Below are 17,114 nucleotides of genomic sequence, written 5' to 3'. Positions count from 1 at the left end.
GCGACGGGTGCTGGAGTGGGGTGCTCCGGACGGGGACGGTTGGTGTCCCGGCTCAGTGCTTGCGCTTGCGCGCCTGGGACAGGTCGCTGCCGGCGACGGACCGGTCGTCTTCGGAGATGTCGGGGTCGTCCAGCAACTGCCCGGCCTCGGAGGCGACGCGCTTGCTCGTGTGCTTGCCGACGCCTGCCTCGGACAGGTCACTGGCTGCGACCGAGCGCTCCTCCGGCGTGGAGTTCGGATCGGCGAGGATGCGTGCGGCCTCCGACGCGTCGCGCTTTCCGGTTCCGTGGTCCTTGCGGGTCATGGTCTCTCACCTCTTCTGGTCGTTCGACCATGACCCCATCCTCTGACCATGCGGTGTCGACGGCAACATGACCGGGAGCCGTGCGACGAGAGCCGTGTGATGCCCTGTCGCGGTGCGGAAATCGCGTCCGCGTGGCCCCGTCGCTCAGTCGGCCAGGTCGGTCAGGAACTGGCGGGCAGGAGCGAAGAAGGTCACTCCGGTGACGGCCTTGGAGTAGTCGAGGATCCGGTCGTGCAGCGGGGGCGGATCGCCGATGAACATGCGCTCCAGCATCTTCTCGATCACCCACAGGTGCCTGGAGTAGCCGATGAAGTACGTACCGTACTCACCGCGTCCCGGGGTCGCGAACGGCATGTTGTCGCGCAGGATGTCGTGCTCACCTTCGGCGTCCTGGATGGTGCACAGCGTCTTGTGCGACTTCTGGCCCTCCGTCGCGTCGGGCAGTTCGACGTTGTCGAACTTGGTACGGCCGATGATGGCTTCCTGTGTCTCGGTCGTCTGGGCGCGCCAGGCCGCCAGGTCGTGCAGGTACTTCTGGATGACGACGTAGCTTCCCCCGGCGTACTCCGGGTCCTCCGCGCCCACCAGGGTGGATTCCGGCAGGCTGAGGCCGTTCGGGTTCGCTGTGCCGTCGGCGAATTCGAGCAGGTCGCGTCCGTCGAAGTAGCGGAAGCCTGCGGTGTCGTCCACCGCTGTCACGGAGTCCCCGAAGGCGTCGAGCAGGATCTTCTCGAACTCGACAATCAGATCCGTCGAACCGGCCCTGACGTGGTACAGCAAGTCACCCGGCGTGGAGACGGCGGTGTGCTGGGCGCCCCTGATCTCCTGGAACGGCTTGAGTTCGCTGGGGAGGGGCTTCGCGGTCAGTGGTTCCCAGGCATGGTGCGAGATCGCGACGTTGCAGGTGAACGTGCCGCTGCTGTCCCGGATGAGGAGATCCTTGATGAGGTCGTCCGTACTGGCGACCACCGAGCGGGCGGTGGCCATCGCCTGGTCGCCCTCGTTGACGACCAGCACCAGGAAGGCGGCCGCCGAGGTCAACGGTGTGTCGATGTACTGCGGCTCGGTGTCGACAGCGTGTTTGCCGGTGGCGTCCTGCGCTGCAGTGTGGTCCATGACCTTCTCCCGGTGCGCGGCATGCGAATGAGCTGGTGCTGCCGTTCACCAGGCAGCCCAGCCCCACCAGCATCGGGCACCGGAGGACGGTCCGCCACCTGCATCGGGCATCGGGTCGTCGAGTGTGGACGCCGGGCATGGACGCCGGGCATCGACGTCGGGGGTCGGCGTCGGGCGGGGAACGCCACTCGGAGCCCGCGGACGCCGGGTGGGGAACGCCTCTCGGGACCACGCATGCCGGCGGGGAACGTCACACGGGGCCCGAAGCGGTCATCGGGCCTGTTCGACGGGGAGTTCCAGGCGGAGTTCGTACCCGCCGTCGGACGTCGGACCGGAGGAGAAGGTGCCGCCGAGGAGTTCGGCGCGCTGGCGCAGTCCCGCCAGACCGTGGTGGGCGCTGGGCAGGGCGAGCGCGAACCGGGTGGCGGCGGTGTTGGTGATGGTGGTGCGCAGGGTGCCCTCCGTGTGACGGATACGCACGGTCGCCGTGGCACCGGGGGAGTGCTTGCGGACGTTGGTCAGGGCTTCCTGGACGGTGCGGTAGACGGCGCGCTGCACGGCGGGCGGAAGGTCCTCGGGCAGCTCGGTGTCGAGCCGGGCCTCGATGCCACTGACGTGGATGAGCCGGTGCAGGTCGGCGAGGGACGGCTGCGGGGTGAGTTCCGTGGGACGGCTGCCGGAGGCGCGCAGCACGCTCACCATGTGCCGGAGTTCGTCGAGGGTCTGCACACTGAGCCGCCGGATCGTGGCCGCGGCCTGCCGGGTCTCGGCGTCCCGGCCGCCGACCTGAAGTGCTCCGGCCTGTACGGCGATGAGACTGACCTGGTGGGAGACCACGTCGTGCATCTCCCGCGCGAGCTGCGCCCGCTCCTTGGCCAGGACGCTCTGGGCGGTCAGCAGCCGCTCGTTCTCGCGGGCCTCGGTGATCTCGGCGAGCCGCAGGGACAGTTCGCGTCGGGCCTGGACGAGTTGACCCAGGAACACGGGCGCGGCCGCGGTCGCCAGTGTGTAGCTCAGGTCGAACAGGCCGTAGGCCTGGGTGAGTTCACCGGGCCGCAGCGACGACCAGGGCCAGGGCAGGAAGTCGCTGGCGGCGAAGGCGAGGGCGCAGACGGCCAGCAGGAACCGGTGGCGGCTGAGCGAGGAGAGCGTGTACAGAGCGGCCATGGGGGCGAACGACGCGTCCGTGATCAGGGCACTGGGGAGCGTGAGCAGGAAGGTCAGCAGCGGCAGCCTGCGGCGCAGCGCGAGGGCCACGGCGCCGAGCAGCGCGCAGGCCATGGCCGCGCCGGCGTCGAAGTCGACGTGCACCCAGGTGTCCGCCAGCGCGGCCAGGACGAGGACGGCGTCCAGCACCGGGGCCGGTGGTCTGCGGGGTCTCATCCGGTGTCCTCGTCCGCGGGCGGCGCCAGCAGCCCCGCGCGTTCGGCGATCACGGCCGCCTGGACGCGACTGCTCACCCGCAGCTTGGCGAAGAGGGCACTGACGTGGCCCTTGACCGTGCCGGTGCTCAGGTGCAGGCGTTCGCCGATGTCGGTGTTGGCGAGTCCCCTGGCCATGAGGACGAGGATGGCCCGCTCGCGCTCGGTCAGCCGGGCGGTGAGGTGCACGGCGGACGGGTCGTGCGTGCCGCCGTCGAGATAACCGTGCATCACGGTACGGGCCACCTTGGACGACAGCGCGGGGTCGCCCTCGGCCAGGGTGCGCACCAGGTGGGGGAGCTGATCCGGGTCCGTGTCCTTCAGCAGGAATCCGGCCGCGCCCGAGCGCAGGGCCGTCGCCACGTAGCCGTCGGTGTCGAACGTGGTCAGCATGGCGACCACCGGAGGGTCGGGCAGCCGACGGAGACCGGCGAGCACCGTCAGTCCGTCCACGTCCGGCATCCGGATGTCCAGCAGCACGATGTCGGGCCGGAGGTCGCGTACCGCCCGTACGGCCTCGCCGCCCAGGACCGCCGCGACGACCTCGATGTCGTCCGACGCGTTGAGGATGTGTGTGAAACCCGTGCGGACCAGAGCCTCGTCGTCGACCAGCAGTACCCGGATCACCTGCGCTCCGCTCCTCGCGTGCTCGCCGCTCGATGCCTACCACGCCGACGCCGCCCGTAGCCGGGCAGACCGCGCTTCCCGCCGGTTGGCGGAGGCGGGCCGTGGGTCGCCCCGTGGGGCCGGCCACTGCTCCCGGGTACTGCCGCGGTACCGCTCCCGACCGGCCGGCCGACTGAAACCGGACCGACAGACCAGCCGGCAGACCGGACGGCCGGTCCGCCGGTCGGCCGGTCCGGTTTCGGCCGGTCGACAGGGTGCCTTCGGAAAGCAGCCAGAGGCGCCGACGCACCCTGGACACCGACCCTGGAGAACATGACCCGGCACGCATCGTCGGCCGTTCCGGCAGGCGCGTCGTACGGTGTCGAGGCGGAACCCCGGCAGGCAGCGGCCGAAGCGTCGTCGAAGGGACGGCTGGTCGGCATCGACCTGGCCCGCGGACTCGCGGTCTTCGGCATGTACGCCGCGCACGTCGGCCCCGATGTGAGCGTCGGCGGCACGGTGGGCTTCTTGATGGAGGCGACGCGCGGCCGTTCCTCCGCCCTCTTCGCGGTGCTCGCCGGCTTCTCGCTCGTGATCATCACGGGCCGCCCGCGACCCCGTGTCGGGCGTGCCGGCCGGCAGGCCGTGGCCCGGGTCGTGATCCGCGCTCTCCTCCTGATGGTCCTCGGCTACGTCCTGACCGCCCTGGGCACCGACATCGACGTGATCCTCAGCTTCTACGGCCTGCTGTTCCTGGCTGTCGTCCCGCTGTACCGGCTGCGGGCGGCCGCCCTCGCGGCCGTCGCGGCCGCCGGGGCGCTGATCCTGCCGCAGGTCCTGTTCGCGATCCGGAGGTCCATCGAGGCCGGGAACTGGGCGGACGTCGTCGTCGCGCACGACCCGCTGGCCCGGGTCAGCGGCACGGACGGGTGTGTCGAGCTGCTGTTCACGGGGGAGTATCCGGTGCTCACGTGGATCCCCTTCCTGGTCGCGGGAATGGCGGTGGCCCGGCTGGACCTCGGCCGCCCCGGCATCCGGTGCCGGCTGGCCCTCACCGGAGCGTCGCTGGCCGTGGTGGGCTACGGCGGCTCCTGGCTGGCCCTGCGGCTCGTCCCGCACGCCCTCTCCGCGGTCTCGGCGGCCACGGACGGCGGGTCCGCGTCGTCCGCGTGGTGGTCGGACACCGTGGGAGACCCCACCCGCCGTACCCCGGCCGTCTGGCTGCTGGTGGCCGCCCCGCACAGCCAGACGACCTTCTCCGTCCTCGGCAACACGGGTGTCGCCGTCCTGGTGGTGGCCGCGTGCCTGACCGTCGCCGAGCGGCTGCCGCGGCTCACCCGGACGGCCACGCCCGTCGCGGCCGTCGGCACGATGGCCCTGACCGTCTACGTTCTGCACATCGTCGCTCTCTGGTGCTTCACCGAGGTCTGGCACGTGCCCGCGGTCGAGAGCGACACCATGTCCGAGCTGCCGGTCCTCCTCGGCTTCATCGCGGCCGCCGTCCTCGTGGCCGTCGTGTGGACCCGCTTCTTCAGGCGAGGTCCCTTCGAGCACCTGCTCCATCTGGCCACTCGGCTCGCGCGGCACATCACGTGACCGCTCTCCACGCTCCTCGTGGGCTCGTGGGCTCGTTCGCTCGTTCGCTCGTTCGCTCGTTCGCGTGACGCCGGAACGCCCGGCGATCACCGGACGTTCAGGGTGTGGAAGCGAAGTCCCCTGTTTGGCAGGTACCCGAATGTCGATGACTTCCCGGCTCGGCCTCTTACGTGACCCGGATTTCGGGCGGCTGTTCGTCGCCACCGCGCTCGGTCAGCTGGGCGACCGCATCATCCTCCTGGCGTTGCCCCTGGTCGCGATCGTGGCACTGGACGTAGGGGAGTTCCAGGTCGGGCTGCTCACCGCGGCGACCATGGCCGGCTCACTCCTGGTCGGGTTGCCGGCCGGTGCGTGGGTGGATCGCATGCGGAAGCGCTCGGAGATGATCCTGACCGATCTAGGGGGTGTCGTTTGGATCAGCTCGGGTCCGCGACGCCCGGCACGGCACCTCGCCGCGTTGTCGGATCAGCCGAGTACGTCCAGTAGCGGCAGATCCTCCGCCTTGCGAGGCACCGCACCGGACGCCGCGGCCTGATCCGACCTGATCCAAACGACACCCCCCAGTCCGGGCGCTCGTCCTGGTGGCGATACCGGTGGCCTGGTGGGCAGGGTTTCTGACAATCTGGCTGCTCTACGCGGTCGCCCCGACGCACGGGGTGCTGACGGTCTTCTTCGACGTCGCGTACGTCAGTTTCCTCCCGCACCTGGTGGGGCGCGGCAACCTTGTCGAGGGGAACTCGAAGCTGTCGGCGGTGCGCTCGGTGACCAGTATCGGCGGGCCGGCGGTCGCCGGACCGTTGGTCGGACTCGTCGGCGCCCCGGCGACGCTGCTGGCGAGTGCGGCCGGGATGGCCATGTCGGGCCTCCTCGCGACCGGCATCCGCAAGCGCGAGGCGAAGCCGGAACCGGAGCCGGGTGAACACCCCCGACTGAGCTGGGACATCAAGGAGGGACTGCGGTTCGTCCTCGGACATCCCGTCCTGCGCGCCACCGTTCTGGGAGACGCGATATTCAACCTTTTCCTGGTCATGAACCAGACCATGCTGCTGGTCTTCCTGGCGAGAGAGCTGGATCTCGAGTCCTTCGGCATCGGCCTGATTCTCTCGGGAATGGAGTGCGGCGCCCTGGTGGGCGCACTCGTTGCGACCACGGTCTCCAGAAGGCTCGGCCAAGGCCGGGTCATCTGGCTGGCGCCGCTGGTGACCTGCCCACTGACCGTCCTGATGCCGTTGGCGACACCGGGATGGAGCGTGTACGTCGCCGCGATCGGACTCTCGGCTCTCTCCCTTGGCGGCGTTGTCCGCTTCGTGGCTCAGGCGAGCTTCCAGCAGGCCCTTACACCGGACCGGCTCCTCGGCCCGATGAGCGCGACGGCCCGGTTCGTGTCCTGGGGCGGCCTGCCTCTGGGTGGAGTCCTGGGCGGAGCCTGCGGCGCCGCCTTCGGGGCGGCGGCCACCTTGTGGATCGGCGCGGCCGGAATGACGCTGAGTTTCCTCCCGAACTTCCTCTCCCCGCTCCGTACGATGCGCCGCCTGCCCGCGGAACCGGCCGCCGAGCCCGTACGGCGAGACCCTCGCCCGGTCGCTGGTCGTGTGACGCCTGCGGACGACGGGCCGCGCTGAGCAGCACACAGGACTCCAACGGCGAGCCGACGGTGCCCTGTTGAGCCCCTCCCGATTACCTGACAGGTCATCGACCCGGTCGCGCCCCGCATGCCACGATCAGCGGTGCAAGGAGCCCGGCCGACCGGAAGGACACCATGACCGCCTACGCCATCGCTCACCTTCAGGAGAGCGCCCCGCACCCGGAGATCGCCGAGTACATCGAGCGCATCACCGCCACCTTCGAGCCGTACGGCGGCCGCTTCCTCGTCCACGGGGCGCGGCACGAGGTGAAGGAGGGCAGCTGGCCCGGACACGTCGTCGTGATCGGTTTCCCGGGCATCGCCGAGGCACGGGCCTGGTGGGACTCGCCCGCGTACCAGGAGATCGCCCCACTGCGCTCACGGCACATAGACGGCGACATCATCCTGGTCGAGGGAGTGCCCCCGGGCTACGACCCGGCCACCACGGCCAAGGTGATGCGCGAGGCGATGCCGACCGAGTGACCGTCGCCCCCGCGACCCGGCGGTGCCGTCGATACGTCGGACCCGAAGCGGACCACAGATCTGTCAGGGTTCAGCTACTCAGCTGTCGGAGCACGGTTCCCCAGGGCTCTCCCACTGTGCCCTGGCCGTCCCGTCCGAGTCCGGTACCACGGCGCACCAATCGCCCATCACCCTGTCCGCCAGCATGAGTGAGAAACCCTCATCCGTGACCTCGGTGAGCGTATCGGCGCCACCGGGGTAGGCCCGGTGGGCCAACTCGCCGGGCAGCAGCGGGGCTACGAAGGCGGTGAAGTCGTCCTCCAGCAGCTCAGGTCTGGGCCGCAACTCCGGCTCGGTGGCCACGCAGACCAGGGAACGTGGCCGCATGAGTCGGGCCAGTTCGGCTGTGTTCTCCCGAGTCACGCGGAACCATCTGCACCCGTGAGCCCCGTGTGCCCAGCGTTCGCACAGCAAGGTGAAGCGCTCGGAGGCCTCCGCCACCGTCGCCCAGAAACCCTCGTCTGCGACGGCGTCGACGGGCTTCGAGATCTCTGTGGGCTCAGGAGTTGCGTCGCGCCACTGGAGAATCACGCTCTGGCCGGGGAACCCCGCCAGATCGGCGGCCACCGCTCGTGTCGTGTAGAGGTGTACAGCTCCGTCCCACCCCGACTCGATCTGAAGCCGCCCTGAGGTGGAAAGCCGACAGTACGGCCCACGCCCGGCTGCCATTCCCTCGACAAGATCAATTGCTTGCGGGGGCGGGACCTCCGCGCCGTTGCGAACGCCGGGGTACCTGTCGGAGAGGGGTTCACTGACCAGCAACTCGCCGACCTCCAGGAGGTCAGCGCCACTCTTCTCGATCGCCATTCCGAGCACCTGGCGCAGTTCCGCCGCGTACGAACCCCAGGCAGCCGCGTCTGCCAGCTCCTCTCGCACCCGCTCGCTGCGAGGGCTGATGACCAGCTCCTTGCTCATTTCGCCAACCATATGAGTCTTCGCAGCTCTCCGTTCGGCCCGATGCCCAAGTCGAGATCGCAGTTGTTGTCGTGGACGAGGGCCGGAGTGTTCCCCGCCGCCACATAGTACGCGTGCTACGCAACCCCTCCCCACCTGCGTTTTCGCAGGTCATCGGCGGTTTCGTGCTCCGCCGACGTCCGTGGCTGTGCCCTGGCGTCCGCGCTTGTTGCCGTCACTACTGCCGTCAGCGGTCTACACCGCCTGGGGAATTCCGAATGCGCGTGTCAAGCGGCTTCGTCGTGCGGGGTGAGGCTGATGCTCAGGTCGGCGCCGAGAGCCTGAGCCAGGCGGCGCAGGAGGGGAAGCGTGGGCACGGTCCCGCCGCCTTCGAAGCGGGAGATCTGCGGCTGCTTCATCCCGCACCGCTCGGCCAGCTCGGCCTGGGACAGCCCGAGCTCGATGCGCCGGTCGTGGACGAGTTGCCCAAGCTCACGGGCGAGCGCGGAAGGCGGGTCCTGCATGGTTCCTCCCCGCCTCAGGCCGCTGGGGCGACGATGGTGACGGTGGGCTCGTCTCCGCCGGCGAGGTGCACGTCCACCGTGAGGTCCAATGCGCGGGCCAGGCGCATGATGACCGCGATGGGCGGCAGCTCGGTGGCCGTCTCGATGCCTTCGATGTCATCGACGTCGACGTGCATGCGCTCGGCGAGGTCGGCCTCGCTCAGGCCCAGCTGCTTACGCCGGTCGTAGACGGCCTTGCCCAACGTCATGGCGAGGCCGGCCTCTTCGTAGACCCGGTCGTACTCGGCGTCAGCGTCCAGGTGTTCGCCCAGCAGCCGGCGGTGGCGACGGGTCCTCCATTCGCTGTGGTTCACCGGTTCTCCTTAAGCTTGCGGCTGTAGAGGTCGTGCTCGGCGGCGGCTTCATGCTCTGCCTCGCACAATCGCTGTGCGGCGTGGGCGCGGTCCACTTCGGCCTGCTCGCGCATCTTGGTCTTGCGGAACACGGTGAGCAGCACGACACGTCGGCCGGGCGCCAGCCAGTAGGTGATCCGCTGATGGGCATCGCCGAGGCGGAAGCGCAGCTCGCGGAGCTTGCCGCCCAGATGGCGGGAGTGCGGTTCGTCGAGCGTGGTGGGCTGCTCGGCGAGCAGGTCGGCGACGCGTTCGGCCTGCTTGTAGTGATGGGCCGGAATGTTCTCCAGCCACAGCCGTACCTCCGGCTCGATCTCGATCGAGTACCGCCCACCGTCCATAGCGCCGATGATATATGGCACGGGGTGCGAGAGCGCGACTTCGTAGCTCAGGTCGTGTGCCGTCGCCGCGACCGCAGCCACTCCAGCGCCGCACGCCCCAGTACTCCCTCTCGTCCTGATGCGGCGGCGGTGCCGCACACCAGCGGCAACCGGCCGGGGCGACACAGGGTCGGCTTCGTCCGGCGGGATCGGTCCCGAGCGGGAGGGGCAGCGTGCGGCCGGGCTGGTGCGTCGCCCAGTCTGGCGGCGCGGGGACCGGGGCGGGAGAGGCCGGTCTGTCACGGGCGGCCGGGAGCTCGCTCCCCGCCGGAGGCGACGCCGGCCGCCGCCTTCGGTGAGCCCGGCGAGGGATATTGAGGGTCGGCCCCCTGGTCGGCCGTTGCCTGCGATCCGGCCGTAGGACGGTCGTAGGCGATAGCTTGCTCTGCCAGGAGCCCGGCTCCGGTCATCCCGGTGATCTGGTTGGCTGCCGCTTCGGCTCGGTGCCTCCAGTAGCGCGTGATCGCGGGAGTAGACGGTGGGGCTTGTCGGCGACGGCGGCCCGCTCAGGCGGGCGGTGCCCGCCTTGAACCTCGTAGAGAAAATCTGAACGCACCGCCCTGACCAGCGTCCCGGATGGTGGGTCAGCGACCCCGCTCGCCGTTGCCTGACTCCAGGGCCTCGATGCGGCCACGAAGGTCGGCGATCTGCTGAGCGGCCTCGGACAGCGCACGTTCCAGCGCCTCGACGCGGGCCGTCGTCCCGGTGGCGGGCGCGGGCGCCTCGGGGCCGTCGAGGTCATCAGCGTCGCCGGCGGCGTGGTCGTCGTGGGTGACGAAGGCTCCCTTGCCGGGGCGGGAGACCGCCCACCCCTCCTGCTTCAGCAGGGCCATGGCCTTCTGCACGGTCAGGCTGGAGGCCCCGAACTCCCGCATCAACACGGCCTGCGTCGGCAACGCATCCCCCGGCCGCAGCCCGCCGGAGCGGATGCGCTCGCGCAGGGTCTCGGCGATGACCTCGAACGTCAGCGGCACCCCGCCGGCCGCCCGCCTGCGCCCGCGCCGCCCCACCACCACGCCTGGTCACCCCCGCTTTCCACGCCCTCTACCAGCAATATCCGGCCCGTCCAAGCCGGGAAACCGACCCCACACTACCCGCGTCCCGAACCCACAGAAAGGAATGAGGAGGGATGTACTTGAATGCGCCCGTGGGGCGATGTTAACGTCACGCACCCGCCGGTGATCACCACCGCGCCCCGCCGACCAAGCCCCCACTGGTCCGGCCTCCGCGCCCACCTTCGAGGCGCCCCGTTCCCCTGTGAGCCGATCTTCGGCCTGCCAGCCGTCACGTCGTGCTGCTTCCGCACTCCCGCCGAAAGGCCCTGTTCCGCATGCCCGCACAGCTCCAGTTCCCGTACCCCGCGCCCGTTCCGACCACCTTGCGCCCGTCGCAGGCGTTCACCACGCCGAGCGGCTCGGCGGAGGTCGCCTCCTCGGCGGCCGGGCGGTCGGCGCTGGAGCGCCGCGCCAGGCTGACCAGCAGGCTGGCGAAGCTCGCCGCCGCCGGCCAACTCGCACCCCTCGCACGGCAGATCAGCACGCTCGGCGGCTGCGCGCACCCGATCCGCCTCACCGGACACCGCACCCGACTCGACAGCGCGACCGGCGAGATCCTCGACCACTTCGACTCCGGCCGACTCCCGGCGGGCGAACTTCTGGTCCGCTGCGGCAACCGCCGCGTCACCCGCTGCCCCGCCTGCTCCACCGTCTACCGCTACGACACCTACCAACTCATCACCGCCGGCCTGCGCGGCGGCAAGACCGTCCCCACCAGCGTCGCCGGACACCCGCGCGTCTTCGCCACCCTCACCGCCCCCGGCTTCGGCCCCGTCCACAACCAGCCCGACACCGGCCGCTGCCACTGCGGCCACACCCACCCCGACGAAGACCCGCTCCTCGGCACCCCGCTCGATCCCGAGCGATACGACTACGGGGGCGCGGTGCTGTGGAACGCGCACGCCCCGGCCCTGTGGGCACGCTTCACCACCCACCTGCGACGCGAGATCGCCAAGGCAGCGGGGCTGACGCAGCGGGCCCTGCGCGATCACGCCACGCTCTCCTACGCGAAGGTCGCCGAGTACCAGAAACGGGGCCAGGTCCACTTCCACGCCGTCATCCGCCTCGACGGACCCACCGGCCCCGGCAGCACCCCACCCGCCTGGGCCACCACCCAGCTCCTCGACCACGCCGTCCGCGCCGCCGCCACACGCACCCGCGTCCACCACGAGGGCGAACCGCCGAAACAACCACAGCCCGCCGGGGTCGTCCCCGTCTCCCCGCCTCAAGGCTCAGATCGGACAGGGCGGTTGGTGTTCCGGTTCGGACGGCAGATCGACGTCCGCGCCATCCGCAGTACGGACTTCACCGGTGGCGGACCGGTCACCGACCGGCACGTCGCCGGCTACATCGCCAAGTACGCCACCAAGGGAGCCGAGACCACGACCGGCACCCTCGACCGCCGCCTCCGCTTCCTCGCCGAACTCGCCGGCCACGACATCACCGACCACGCCCGCCGCATGATCCACACCGCCTGGCACCTCGCCACCAAACGCGCGCACGCCCACCTCCGCCTGCGCCAATGGGCCCACATGCTCGGCTTCCGAGGCCACTTCTCCACCCGCACCCGCCACTACTCCACCACCCTCACCCACCTCCGAACCGAACGCACCACCTGGCGAACCCACCAACCCGACACCCAGACCACCGCCTCAGCGTCGGCGAAGACACAGCCCGGTCAGACGAGCGGCAGTCCGGTCGGTGACCGCGCCGGACACTCCACTGACCTGGCCCCCGGTCACAGCAACATCGCCGGTCAGCGCGGGGACTCGGACACGACGCTGGTCATCTCCCACTGGCAGTACGCCGGAACCGGCCTCCTACCCGAACTCGAACACCTCGCCGACCTCCTGGCCGCAACGCAGCAGACCCGGCCCGAACAACCGCACCGAACCCGGCGCTCGAAGCGCTCCGGCGACCGCGCCGGTCACCCGGTCGGTCACTCCTCTCACCGGCTGACCGGTGCTGTCCGGGCGGGGGGCATCACGTGACCGCCGACACGGAACTCCTCACCGTCCCCCAGGTCATGGAACGCCTCCAACTCGGCCGCACCGCCGTCTACGACCTCATCCGCACCCGGCAACTCGTCTCAATCACCCTCGGCCGCGCCCGCCGCATCCCCGCCCCCGCGCTCGACCACCTCATCACCACCCGACTCGACCAGGAAGCCGCATGACGCCCCGCACCACTCCCCCCTCCCGCCGCAGCCGTGCCAACGGCGACGGCACCGTCTACCAGCGTAAAGACAGCCGCTGGGAAGCCGCCGGATACGTCCTCGCCCCCGGCAACACCCGCAAACGCGTCCACGTCTACGGCATCACCCGCAAGGAAGCGCTGGCCAAGCTCACCGAGAAGATTGCCGCCAGCAATCGCGGCCTGCCCACCGCCGCAGCCGACAGCACCGTCGGCGACTACGTGACGTACTGGCTGGGCACCGTCGCCGTCCATCACCTCCGCGAGAACACCCACACCCGCTACGCCGCCTGCATTCGTCTCCACCTCATCCCCGGCCTGGGTACCAAGAAGATCGCCCGGCTCACGGCCCGGGACGTGCGTACCTTCCTCGACCGACTCCGTACCACCTGCCAGTGCTGTGCCCAGGAACGGGACACTGGCCGGCGGCGATGCTGTGCCATCGGCCAGTGTTGCGGCAAGACGCTGTCACCGCTGACCGTGACGTACGTTCACTCAGTCCTCAAGTCCGCCCTGGAGCATGCCGTTCGCGAGGATGAACTACCGCGCAACGTCGCCCGGAACGTCAAGACCGCGACGCCTCGCCCCAGACGCTTCCGGCCCCTCACCGCGGCCGAGGCTAGGCAGCTCCTCCAGACGGCCAGCAGCGACCGGCTGCACGCGCTGTACGAACTCGCCCTGCGCACCGGACTCCGCAAAGGCGAACTCCTCGGCCTGCACTGGGAAGACCTCGACCTCGACGCCGGTACCGCCAGCATCCACCGCTCCCTCCAGCGCACCCGCACCGGCGGCCTGACCACCCTGCACACCAAGACCCGCGCATCCGAACGCCGCATCGCCCTCCCCACCGAATGCGTCCACTCCCTCAAGAACCACCGAGAGCGCCAGCAGGAGGAACGTCGGGCCGTCGGGGCGCGCTGGTCGGACAGCGGGCTCATCTTCACCACCCCGATCGGTGGGCCTCTCGACCCCGCCAACCTCACCCGCCGCTTCGGCCGACTTCTCCGCTGTGCCGGGCTCCGCCGCATCCGGTTCCACGACCTGCGCCACTCGACCGCAACTCTGCTCCTGGAGCAGGGCATCGACCTCGTCGTCATCAAGGAACTCCTCGGCCACGCCCATATCGGCGTCACCGCAGGCGTCTACGCCCACGTCCGGCTCCGCCTCCAGCGCCAAGCCATCAACGCCCTGGGGGATGCTCTCGGCACCGGGGACGATGATCCTGACGACCCACCCGCCGCAGTCGTAGTCCGCTGACGTTGCCGTCACCGTTGCCGTCAAGGCACCCAAAAGCCCCACCGGCACCATTGCCGGTGGGGCTTTTGAATTCACACTTCTAGGCTATTCCCGTGGAATCAGAAGAAGGTTCTGGGCGCTGCCTTCTGAGAGCTCCTCCTCGGACTTTGTTCTGATTGATGGCTCATCCACACTTCCCGATGGGCGCCTGATCCCTACTTGGGCCACGGCTTCATCCCCTCGGGCGCATGAACGCAGATCAACGGGCGATCCGCGATCACCATAAGGTCCAAGCCCTCATAGGGTGTGCTTCCGATGCTCCAGATCAGGCCGTTCGCGTAAGCGGCCACAGCCCCGTCCGGCCGCATGAAGACATGCGAATAGCTGAGCCACCAGCCTACGGGAAACCATGAACCGCCGAGGGCTGAGCCGATCGCCGAGGATTCGTCCTGATGCCTGCCGCCAGCCCCCACGGCATCGACGAAGAACGGTTCGCCGTTGATGAAGTTGGGGCCGTCCTCACGGACCGGCCCAATCTTCAGGCCTCGGAACGATTCGAGGAAGGCGGTTGCCAATGGGCTCGGGATGTACCCCTGAGCCTCCAGAGACTGGATGTCGGAGGACACGTCGAGGTGTCGCCCGGGGTACCAGCCAGCCTGCCGCAGGGCGGAAACCGTTGCGGGGTTCAATCGGGAGGTGAATTCCTCCGGTTCGCCGCTCACTAGTAATTCACCCCCAAGCTGTCCATCACTCGGCGGCACGCCTTGCACGGGGTGGCAGGAGCACCGTGGTCACCCTTGGGCGTATCGCTCACATGCACCGTAGTCATGTTCCCGCCTCGGATACCCGGTTCACCTTCTCTTGCATACGCCTTGCTCAGGCACTGCATCTCCGCACATCCACCGTTCATCGGGTGGGCCTGTTGCTCGAAGATCTCCGCCATTTCATCCGGAGCGGTGACAGGCTCCTTGTTGTCCGATCGGTAGACATGGCCGCTCCGAGATTCATATTCGGCGGCGAAGTCGCTTCCCCGAATCTCGCCCGCATCGGCCTGTGCGTCGAGGGATGCCTCACCGCAGTTATGGACCAGTACCGGCGTGGCCCCCGCCAGCACATAGTACGTGTGCTGCGCGACTATCTGCCTACGTTTTCGCAGGTCAAGCGGTATTCGGCGGTCCGTTGGGGTGCGGGTTCGGCCGGGGTTGTTCGTGGTTGTTGCCGTCGTGCACATCGGCGTCGCCGCCACCGTCCACGTCCGACTCCGACTTCTCCGAGACGCCGTCAACACCCTCAGCACCGCGCTCGACGGTTCCGCCGGCCACAATCCGACCCGCGACGACGGCAACGAACCGCCACTGTGCGCAGCCCCCGCCCGCTGACGTTGCCGTCAACTACTGCCGTCACCCGATGCTGAAGCCCCGCCGGGACGCCTGACGGGGCTTCAGGGTTGCGGGATCGGGCAGCGAGGCTACGGACCGTGCTTCGATGCAGGGATACTGCTGTGGTGCTGTTGACGTGGATCGCTGAGGTGGCGAACGAGCCTCTGGTGCTGGAGCCGGCCGACCGGCGGGTCGAGTGGGAGACCAACACCTGGTCGCTGGGTGCGGCTGACGAGGACAGGAGTTCGTTGTCCGTCGCCGAGGTGGTGACTGCTTTCGAGCGGACTGCTGCTGCCATCCGGCAACGCATTCGCGATCTGGGCGTTTCCGGGGTGGCGACGTTCTACGTGTGGCACGACGAACAGGCAGGGCAGCTCCGATGCTCGACCGGTTCTGTGTCCCCGGATGCGTTGCCGTTCAGCGGTACCTATGTGGCTTCCGACGACCTCGGTGCGGTCGTCGAGGGATTTCTGGCCGACAGCGAGCCAGGCGTCATCGCCTGGTCGGACCTGGACGATGCGCGGAACCTCTCGGAGCAGACCGAGACCGAGCCGGAGATCAGGCCCTTCGGTGTCTGGGTCAGCAGTGTCGGAGCCTCGCATTGACTGGTTATGCCCGTCCACACGGACGAGTCGGCGGTGGCAGATGAGGGCGGCGGCTATGCCGGCGAACCAGGCCGGAAACGCCCGGTGCCCGACCTGCGTCACCGAGTGTGTGACGCCGGTCGGGCAGGGGGGGGCTGGAACTGGTGTCCCGGTCTGCTGCTCTGGGCCGGGACCGTGCCGTTACTTGCTCGACCCGTGTTCCTGGGTCTTCGACGCGGACTCGTCGGTGCGGGACGGGGTGATCACCGAGTCGGAGTCGGGGGTGATCACCTTCGCGGGGTCGGCGAGGATCTGGTCGCCGTACAGGTCCTGCAGCCAGTTGGTCTGGTAGATGGTGTCGAGGTAGCGCTCGCCCAGGTCGGGGGCGATGGCCACGGCGGTGAGGCCTTGTGTGCGGTGCCGGGACAGCCATTGCGTCGCGCCGCTGACCACGGTCCCGGTGGAGCCGCCGAAGAGGAAGCCACGCCGGGCCATGCGGTGGCAGGTGCGGATGGTGTCCGCCTCCTCGACCCGGATCACCTCGTCGACGTAGGACTCCTCCAGCAGCGGGGGCACCATGCTCATGCCCAGGCCGGGGATCATCCGGCGACCGGGCTTGCCGCCGAAGGCCACCGAGCCCACGCTGTCGACGGCGACGACCTTCACCGGCCGGTGCCACTGGCGGAAGTAGCGCGCGCAGCCCATCAGGGTGCCGGCGGTGCCCGTTCCGATGAACAGGACGTCCAGTTTCGGGAACTGGCCGGCGATCTCGGGTGCCGTGGTGCGGTAGTGCGCCCGCCAGTTGCCCGCGTTGGTGTACTGGCTGAGCCAGACATAGCGGTTGTCGGAGGCGCACAGGTTGCGCACGTAGTCGATCCGGGTGCCCAGGAAGCCGCCGTTGGCGTCCAGGTCGGCCACGACGTGGACCTGGCTGCCGAGGGCCTCCATCAGCAGGCGGGTCGACAGGTTGCAACGGGAGTCCGTCACACACAGGAACCGGTAACCCTTGCTGGCTGCGATCATGCTGAGCGCCACGCCCAGGTTTCCTGACGAGGACTCGACGAGGATGGAGTCGGGCGTGAGGATTCCGTCACGCTCGGCGCTCTCCACCATCTCGTTCGCGGCCTTCAACTTGATGGAGCCCGCGAAGTTGAAGCCCTCGCACTTCAGGGAGAGGGGGCATCCGAATATCGACTCGAGGTCGACGAAGAGACTGCCTTCGTTGAACTCGTGGGGAGAGGAAACTACGGGCACGGTGGACCTCCTGGTGCCAGGGCTGAGGGTCGGC

18 protein-coding genes and 1 pseudogene are annotated in these 17,114 nt (G+C 69.3%); 8 read left to right on the top strand and 11 right to left on the bottom strand.

Translation table 11 applies throughout. The annotated features are described in order from the left end of the window. Positions 1-52: 52 nt before the first annotated feature. The 4 genes from OIB37_RS03950 to OIB37_RS03935 form a co-directional block, all read right to left on the bottom strand. A complete protein-coding gene (locus tag OIB37_RS03950; RefSeq protein ID WP_330456095.1) occupies positions 53-304 on the bottom strand; it encodes a hypothetical protein in 252 nt (83 codons plus the stop codon). 144 nt (positions 305-448) lie between these two features. Next, a complete protein-coding gene (locus tag OIB37_RS03945) occupies positions 449-1,420 on the bottom strand; it encodes a Dyp-type peroxidase (protein WP_330456094.1) in 972 nt (323 codons plus the stop codon). A gap of 270 nt (positions 1,421-1,690) precedes the next feature. Next, the gene (locus tag OIB37_RS03940) at positions 1,691-2,803 is read right to left on the bottom strand and encodes a sensor histidine kinase (protein ID WP_330456093.1); all 1,113 of its coding nucleotides are present in this window, start codon (positions 2,801-2,803) and stop codon (positions 1,691-1,693) included. Beyond that, positions 2,800-3,468 carry a response regulator transcription factor gene (locus OIB37_RS03935; protein WP_330456092.1) on the bottom strand — a complete coding sequence of 223 codons (669 nt, stop codon included), beginning with the start codon at positions 3,466-3,468 and terminating at the stop codon, positions 2,800-2,802. Before OIB37_RS03935 ends, OIB37_RS03940 begins: the two co-directional genes overlap by 4 nt. 312 nt (positions 3,469-3,780) lie before the next feature. Here OIB37_RS03935 and OIB37_RS03930 point away from each other — a divergent pair, with 312 nt between their 5' ends. From OIB37_RS03930 to OIB37_RS03915, 4 genes are all read left to right on the top strand, one after another. After that, entirely contained in the window at positions 3,781-5,043 is a 1,263-nt protein-coding gene (locus OIB37_RS03930) for a DUF418 domain-containing protein (RefSeq protein ID WP_330456091.1), read from the top strand. A gap of 139 nt (positions 5,044-5,182) precedes the next feature. Beyond that, positions 5,183-5,578, top strand: coding sequence for a hypothetical protein (locus OIB37_RS03925; protein ID WP_330456090.1), 396 nt, complete (start codon positions 5,183-5,185; stop codon positions 5,576-5,578). A gap of 46 nt (positions 5,579-5,624) precedes the next feature. Beyond that, complete coding sequence (locus OIB37_RS03920; protein ID WP_330456089.1) at positions 5,625-6,665, top strand: MFS transporter; 1,041 nt, start codon at positions 5,625-5,627, stop codon at positions 6,663-6,665. A 137-nt stretch (positions 6,666-6,802) separates the two neighbouring features. Further along, positions 6,803-7,150 (top strand): DUF1330 domain-containing protein, encoded by a 348-nt coding sequence (locus tag OIB37_RS03915; RefSeq protein ID WP_330456088.1) that lies wholly within the window; start codon positions 6,803-6,805, stop codon positions 7,148-7,150. A 78-nt stretch (positions 7,151-7,228) separates the two neighbouring features. Here OIB37_RS03915 and OIB37_RS03910 read toward each other — a convergent pair whose 3' ends face one another. From OIB37_RS03910 to OIB37_RS03890, 5 genes and pseudogenes are all read right to left on the bottom strand, one after another. After that, a complete protein-coding gene (locus OIB37_RS03910) occupies positions 7,229-8,104 on the bottom strand; it encodes a hypothetical protein (protein ID WP_330456087.1) in 876 nt (291 codons plus the stop codon). Positions 8,105-8,370: 266 nt separating this feature from the next. Beyond that, positions 8,371-8,586, bottom strand: a pseudogene (locus OIB37_RS03905) (helix-turn-helix domain-containing protein); the annotation flags it as partial. 35 nt (positions 8,587-8,621) lie between these two features. After that, a complete protein-coding gene (locus tag OIB37_RS03900; protein ID WP_330456086.1) occupies positions 8,622-8,960 on the bottom strand; it encodes a helix-turn-helix domain-containing protein in 339 nt (112 codons plus the stop codon). Next, positions 8,957-9,340: a type II toxin-antitoxin system RelE/ParE family toxin gene (locus OIB37_RS03895; RefSeq protein ID WP_330456085.1), complete on the bottom strand. Its 384-nt coding sequence runs from the start codon at positions 9,338-9,340 to the stop codon at positions 8,957-8,959. The genes OIB37_RS03900 and OIB37_RS03895 overlap by 4 nt, the downstream gene beginning before the upstream one ends. Positions 9,341-9,963: 623 nt before the next feature. After that, complete coding sequence (locus tag OIB37_RS03890; RefSeq protein WP_330456084.1) at positions 9,964-10,395, bottom strand: winged helix-turn-helix domain-containing protein; 432 nt, start codon at positions 10,393-10,395, stop codon at positions 9,964-9,966. Positions 10,396-10,709: 314 nt separating this feature from the next. Here OIB37_RS03890 and OIB37_RS03885 point away from each other — a divergent pair, with 314 nt between their 5' ends. Genes OIB37_RS03885 through OIB37_RS03875 form a run of 3 tightly spaced genes read left to right on the top strand, consistent with a single transcriptional unit; the run spans position 10,710 to position 13,884 of the window. Continuing rightward, positions 10,710-12,425 (top strand): replication initiator, encoded by a 1,716-nt coding sequence (locus tag OIB37_RS03885; RefSeq protein WP_330456083.1) that lies wholly within the window; start codon positions 10,710-10,712, stop codon positions 12,423-12,425. Next, positions 12,422-12,610 (top strand): helix-turn-helix domain-containing protein, encoded by a 189-nt coding sequence (locus tag OIB37_RS03880; protein ID WP_330456082.1) that lies wholly within the window; start codon positions 12,422-12,424, stop codon positions 12,608-12,610. Before OIB37_RS03885 ends, OIB37_RS03880 begins: the two co-directional genes overlap by 4 nt. Then, complete coding sequence (locus OIB37_RS03875; protein WP_330456081.1) at positions 12,607-13,884, top strand: tyrosine-type recombinase/integrase; 1,278 nt, start codon at positions 12,607-12,609, stop codon at positions 13,882-13,884. Before OIB37_RS03880 ends, OIB37_RS03875 begins: the two co-directional genes overlap by 4 nt. Positions 13,885-14,078: 194 nt before the next feature. On the opposite strand, the gene OIB37_RS03870 is transcribed toward OIB37_RS03875, so the two are convergent. Beyond that, a complete protein-coding gene (locus OIB37_RS03870; RefSeq protein WP_330456080.1) occupies positions 14,079-14,585 on the bottom strand; it encodes an SUKH-3 domain-containing protein in 507 nt (168 codons plus the stop codon). A gap of 779 nt (positions 14,586-15,364) precedes the next feature. On the opposite strand from OIB37_RS03870, the gene OIB37_RS03865 reads away from it, so the two are divergent. Further along, complete coding sequence (locus OIB37_RS03865) at positions 15,365-15,847, top strand: hypothetical protein (RefSeq protein ID WP_330456079.1); 483 nt, start codon at positions 15,365-15,367, stop codon at positions 15,845-15,847. 180 nt (positions 15,848-16,027) lie between these two features. Here OIB37_RS03865 and sbnA read toward each other — a convergent pair whose 3' ends face one another. Next, on the bottom strand, positions 16,028-17,080 hold the full coding sequence (gene sbnA / locus OIB37_RS03860; RefSeq protein WP_330456078.1) for a 2,3-diaminopropionate biosynthesis protein SbnA: 1,053 nt from the start codon (positions 17,078-17,080) through the stop codon (positions 16,028-16,030). Positions 17,081-17,114 lie beyond the last annotated feature (34 nt).

The organism is Streptomyces sp. NBC_00820 (assembly GCF_036347055.1).
GTDB lineage: Bacteria > Actinomycetota > Actinomycetes > Streptomycetales > Streptomycetaceae > Streptomyces.
The sequence above is the reverse complement of the archived record's forward strand: the minus strand, read 5'-3'. Positions and strand labels throughout refer to the sequence as shown.

Bases quoted from the DNA above. Each gene is read 5' to 3' on its own strand.
- OIB37_RS03950 (WP_330456095.1), bottom strand. From the start codon at position 304: ATGACCCGCAAGGACCACGGAACCGGAAAGCGCGACGCGTCGGAGGCC.
- OIB37_RS03945 (WP_330456094.1), bottom strand. From the start codon at position 1,420: ATGGACCACACTGCAGCGCAGGACGCCACCGGCAAACACGCTGTCGAC.
- OIB37_RS03940 (WP_330456093.1), bottom strand. From the start codon at position 2,803: ATGAGACCCCGCAGACCACCGGCCCCGGTGCTGGACGCCGTCCTCGTC.
- OIB37_RS03930 (WP_330456091.1), top strand. From the start codon at position 3,781: ATGACCCGGCACGCATCGTCGGCCGTTCCGGCAGGCGCGTCGTACGGT.
- OIB37_RS03925 (WP_330456090.1), top strand. From the start codon at position 5,183: ATGTCGATGACTTCCCGGCTCGGCCTCTTACGTGACCCGGATTTCGGG.
- OIB37_RS03915 (WP_330456088.1), top strand. From the start codon at position 6,803: ATGACCGCCTACGCCATCGCTCACCTTCAGGAGAGCGCCCCGCACCCG.
- OIB37_RS03910 (WP_330456087.1), bottom strand. From the start codon at position 8,104: ATGAGCAAGGAGCTGGTCATCAGCCCTCGCAGCGAGCGGGTGCGAGAG.
- OIB37_RS03895 (WP_330456085.1), bottom strand. From the start codon at position 9,340: ATGGACGGTGGGCGGTACTCGATCGAGATCGAGCCGGAGGTACGGCTG.
- OIB37_RS03885 (WP_330456083.1), top strand. From the start codon at position 10,710: ATGCCCGCACAGCTCCAGTTCCCGTACCCCGCGCCCGTTCCGACCACC.
- OIB37_RS03875 (WP_330456081.1), top strand. From the start codon at position 12,607: ATGACGCCCCGCACCACTCCCCCCTCCCGCCGCAGCCGTGCCAACGGC.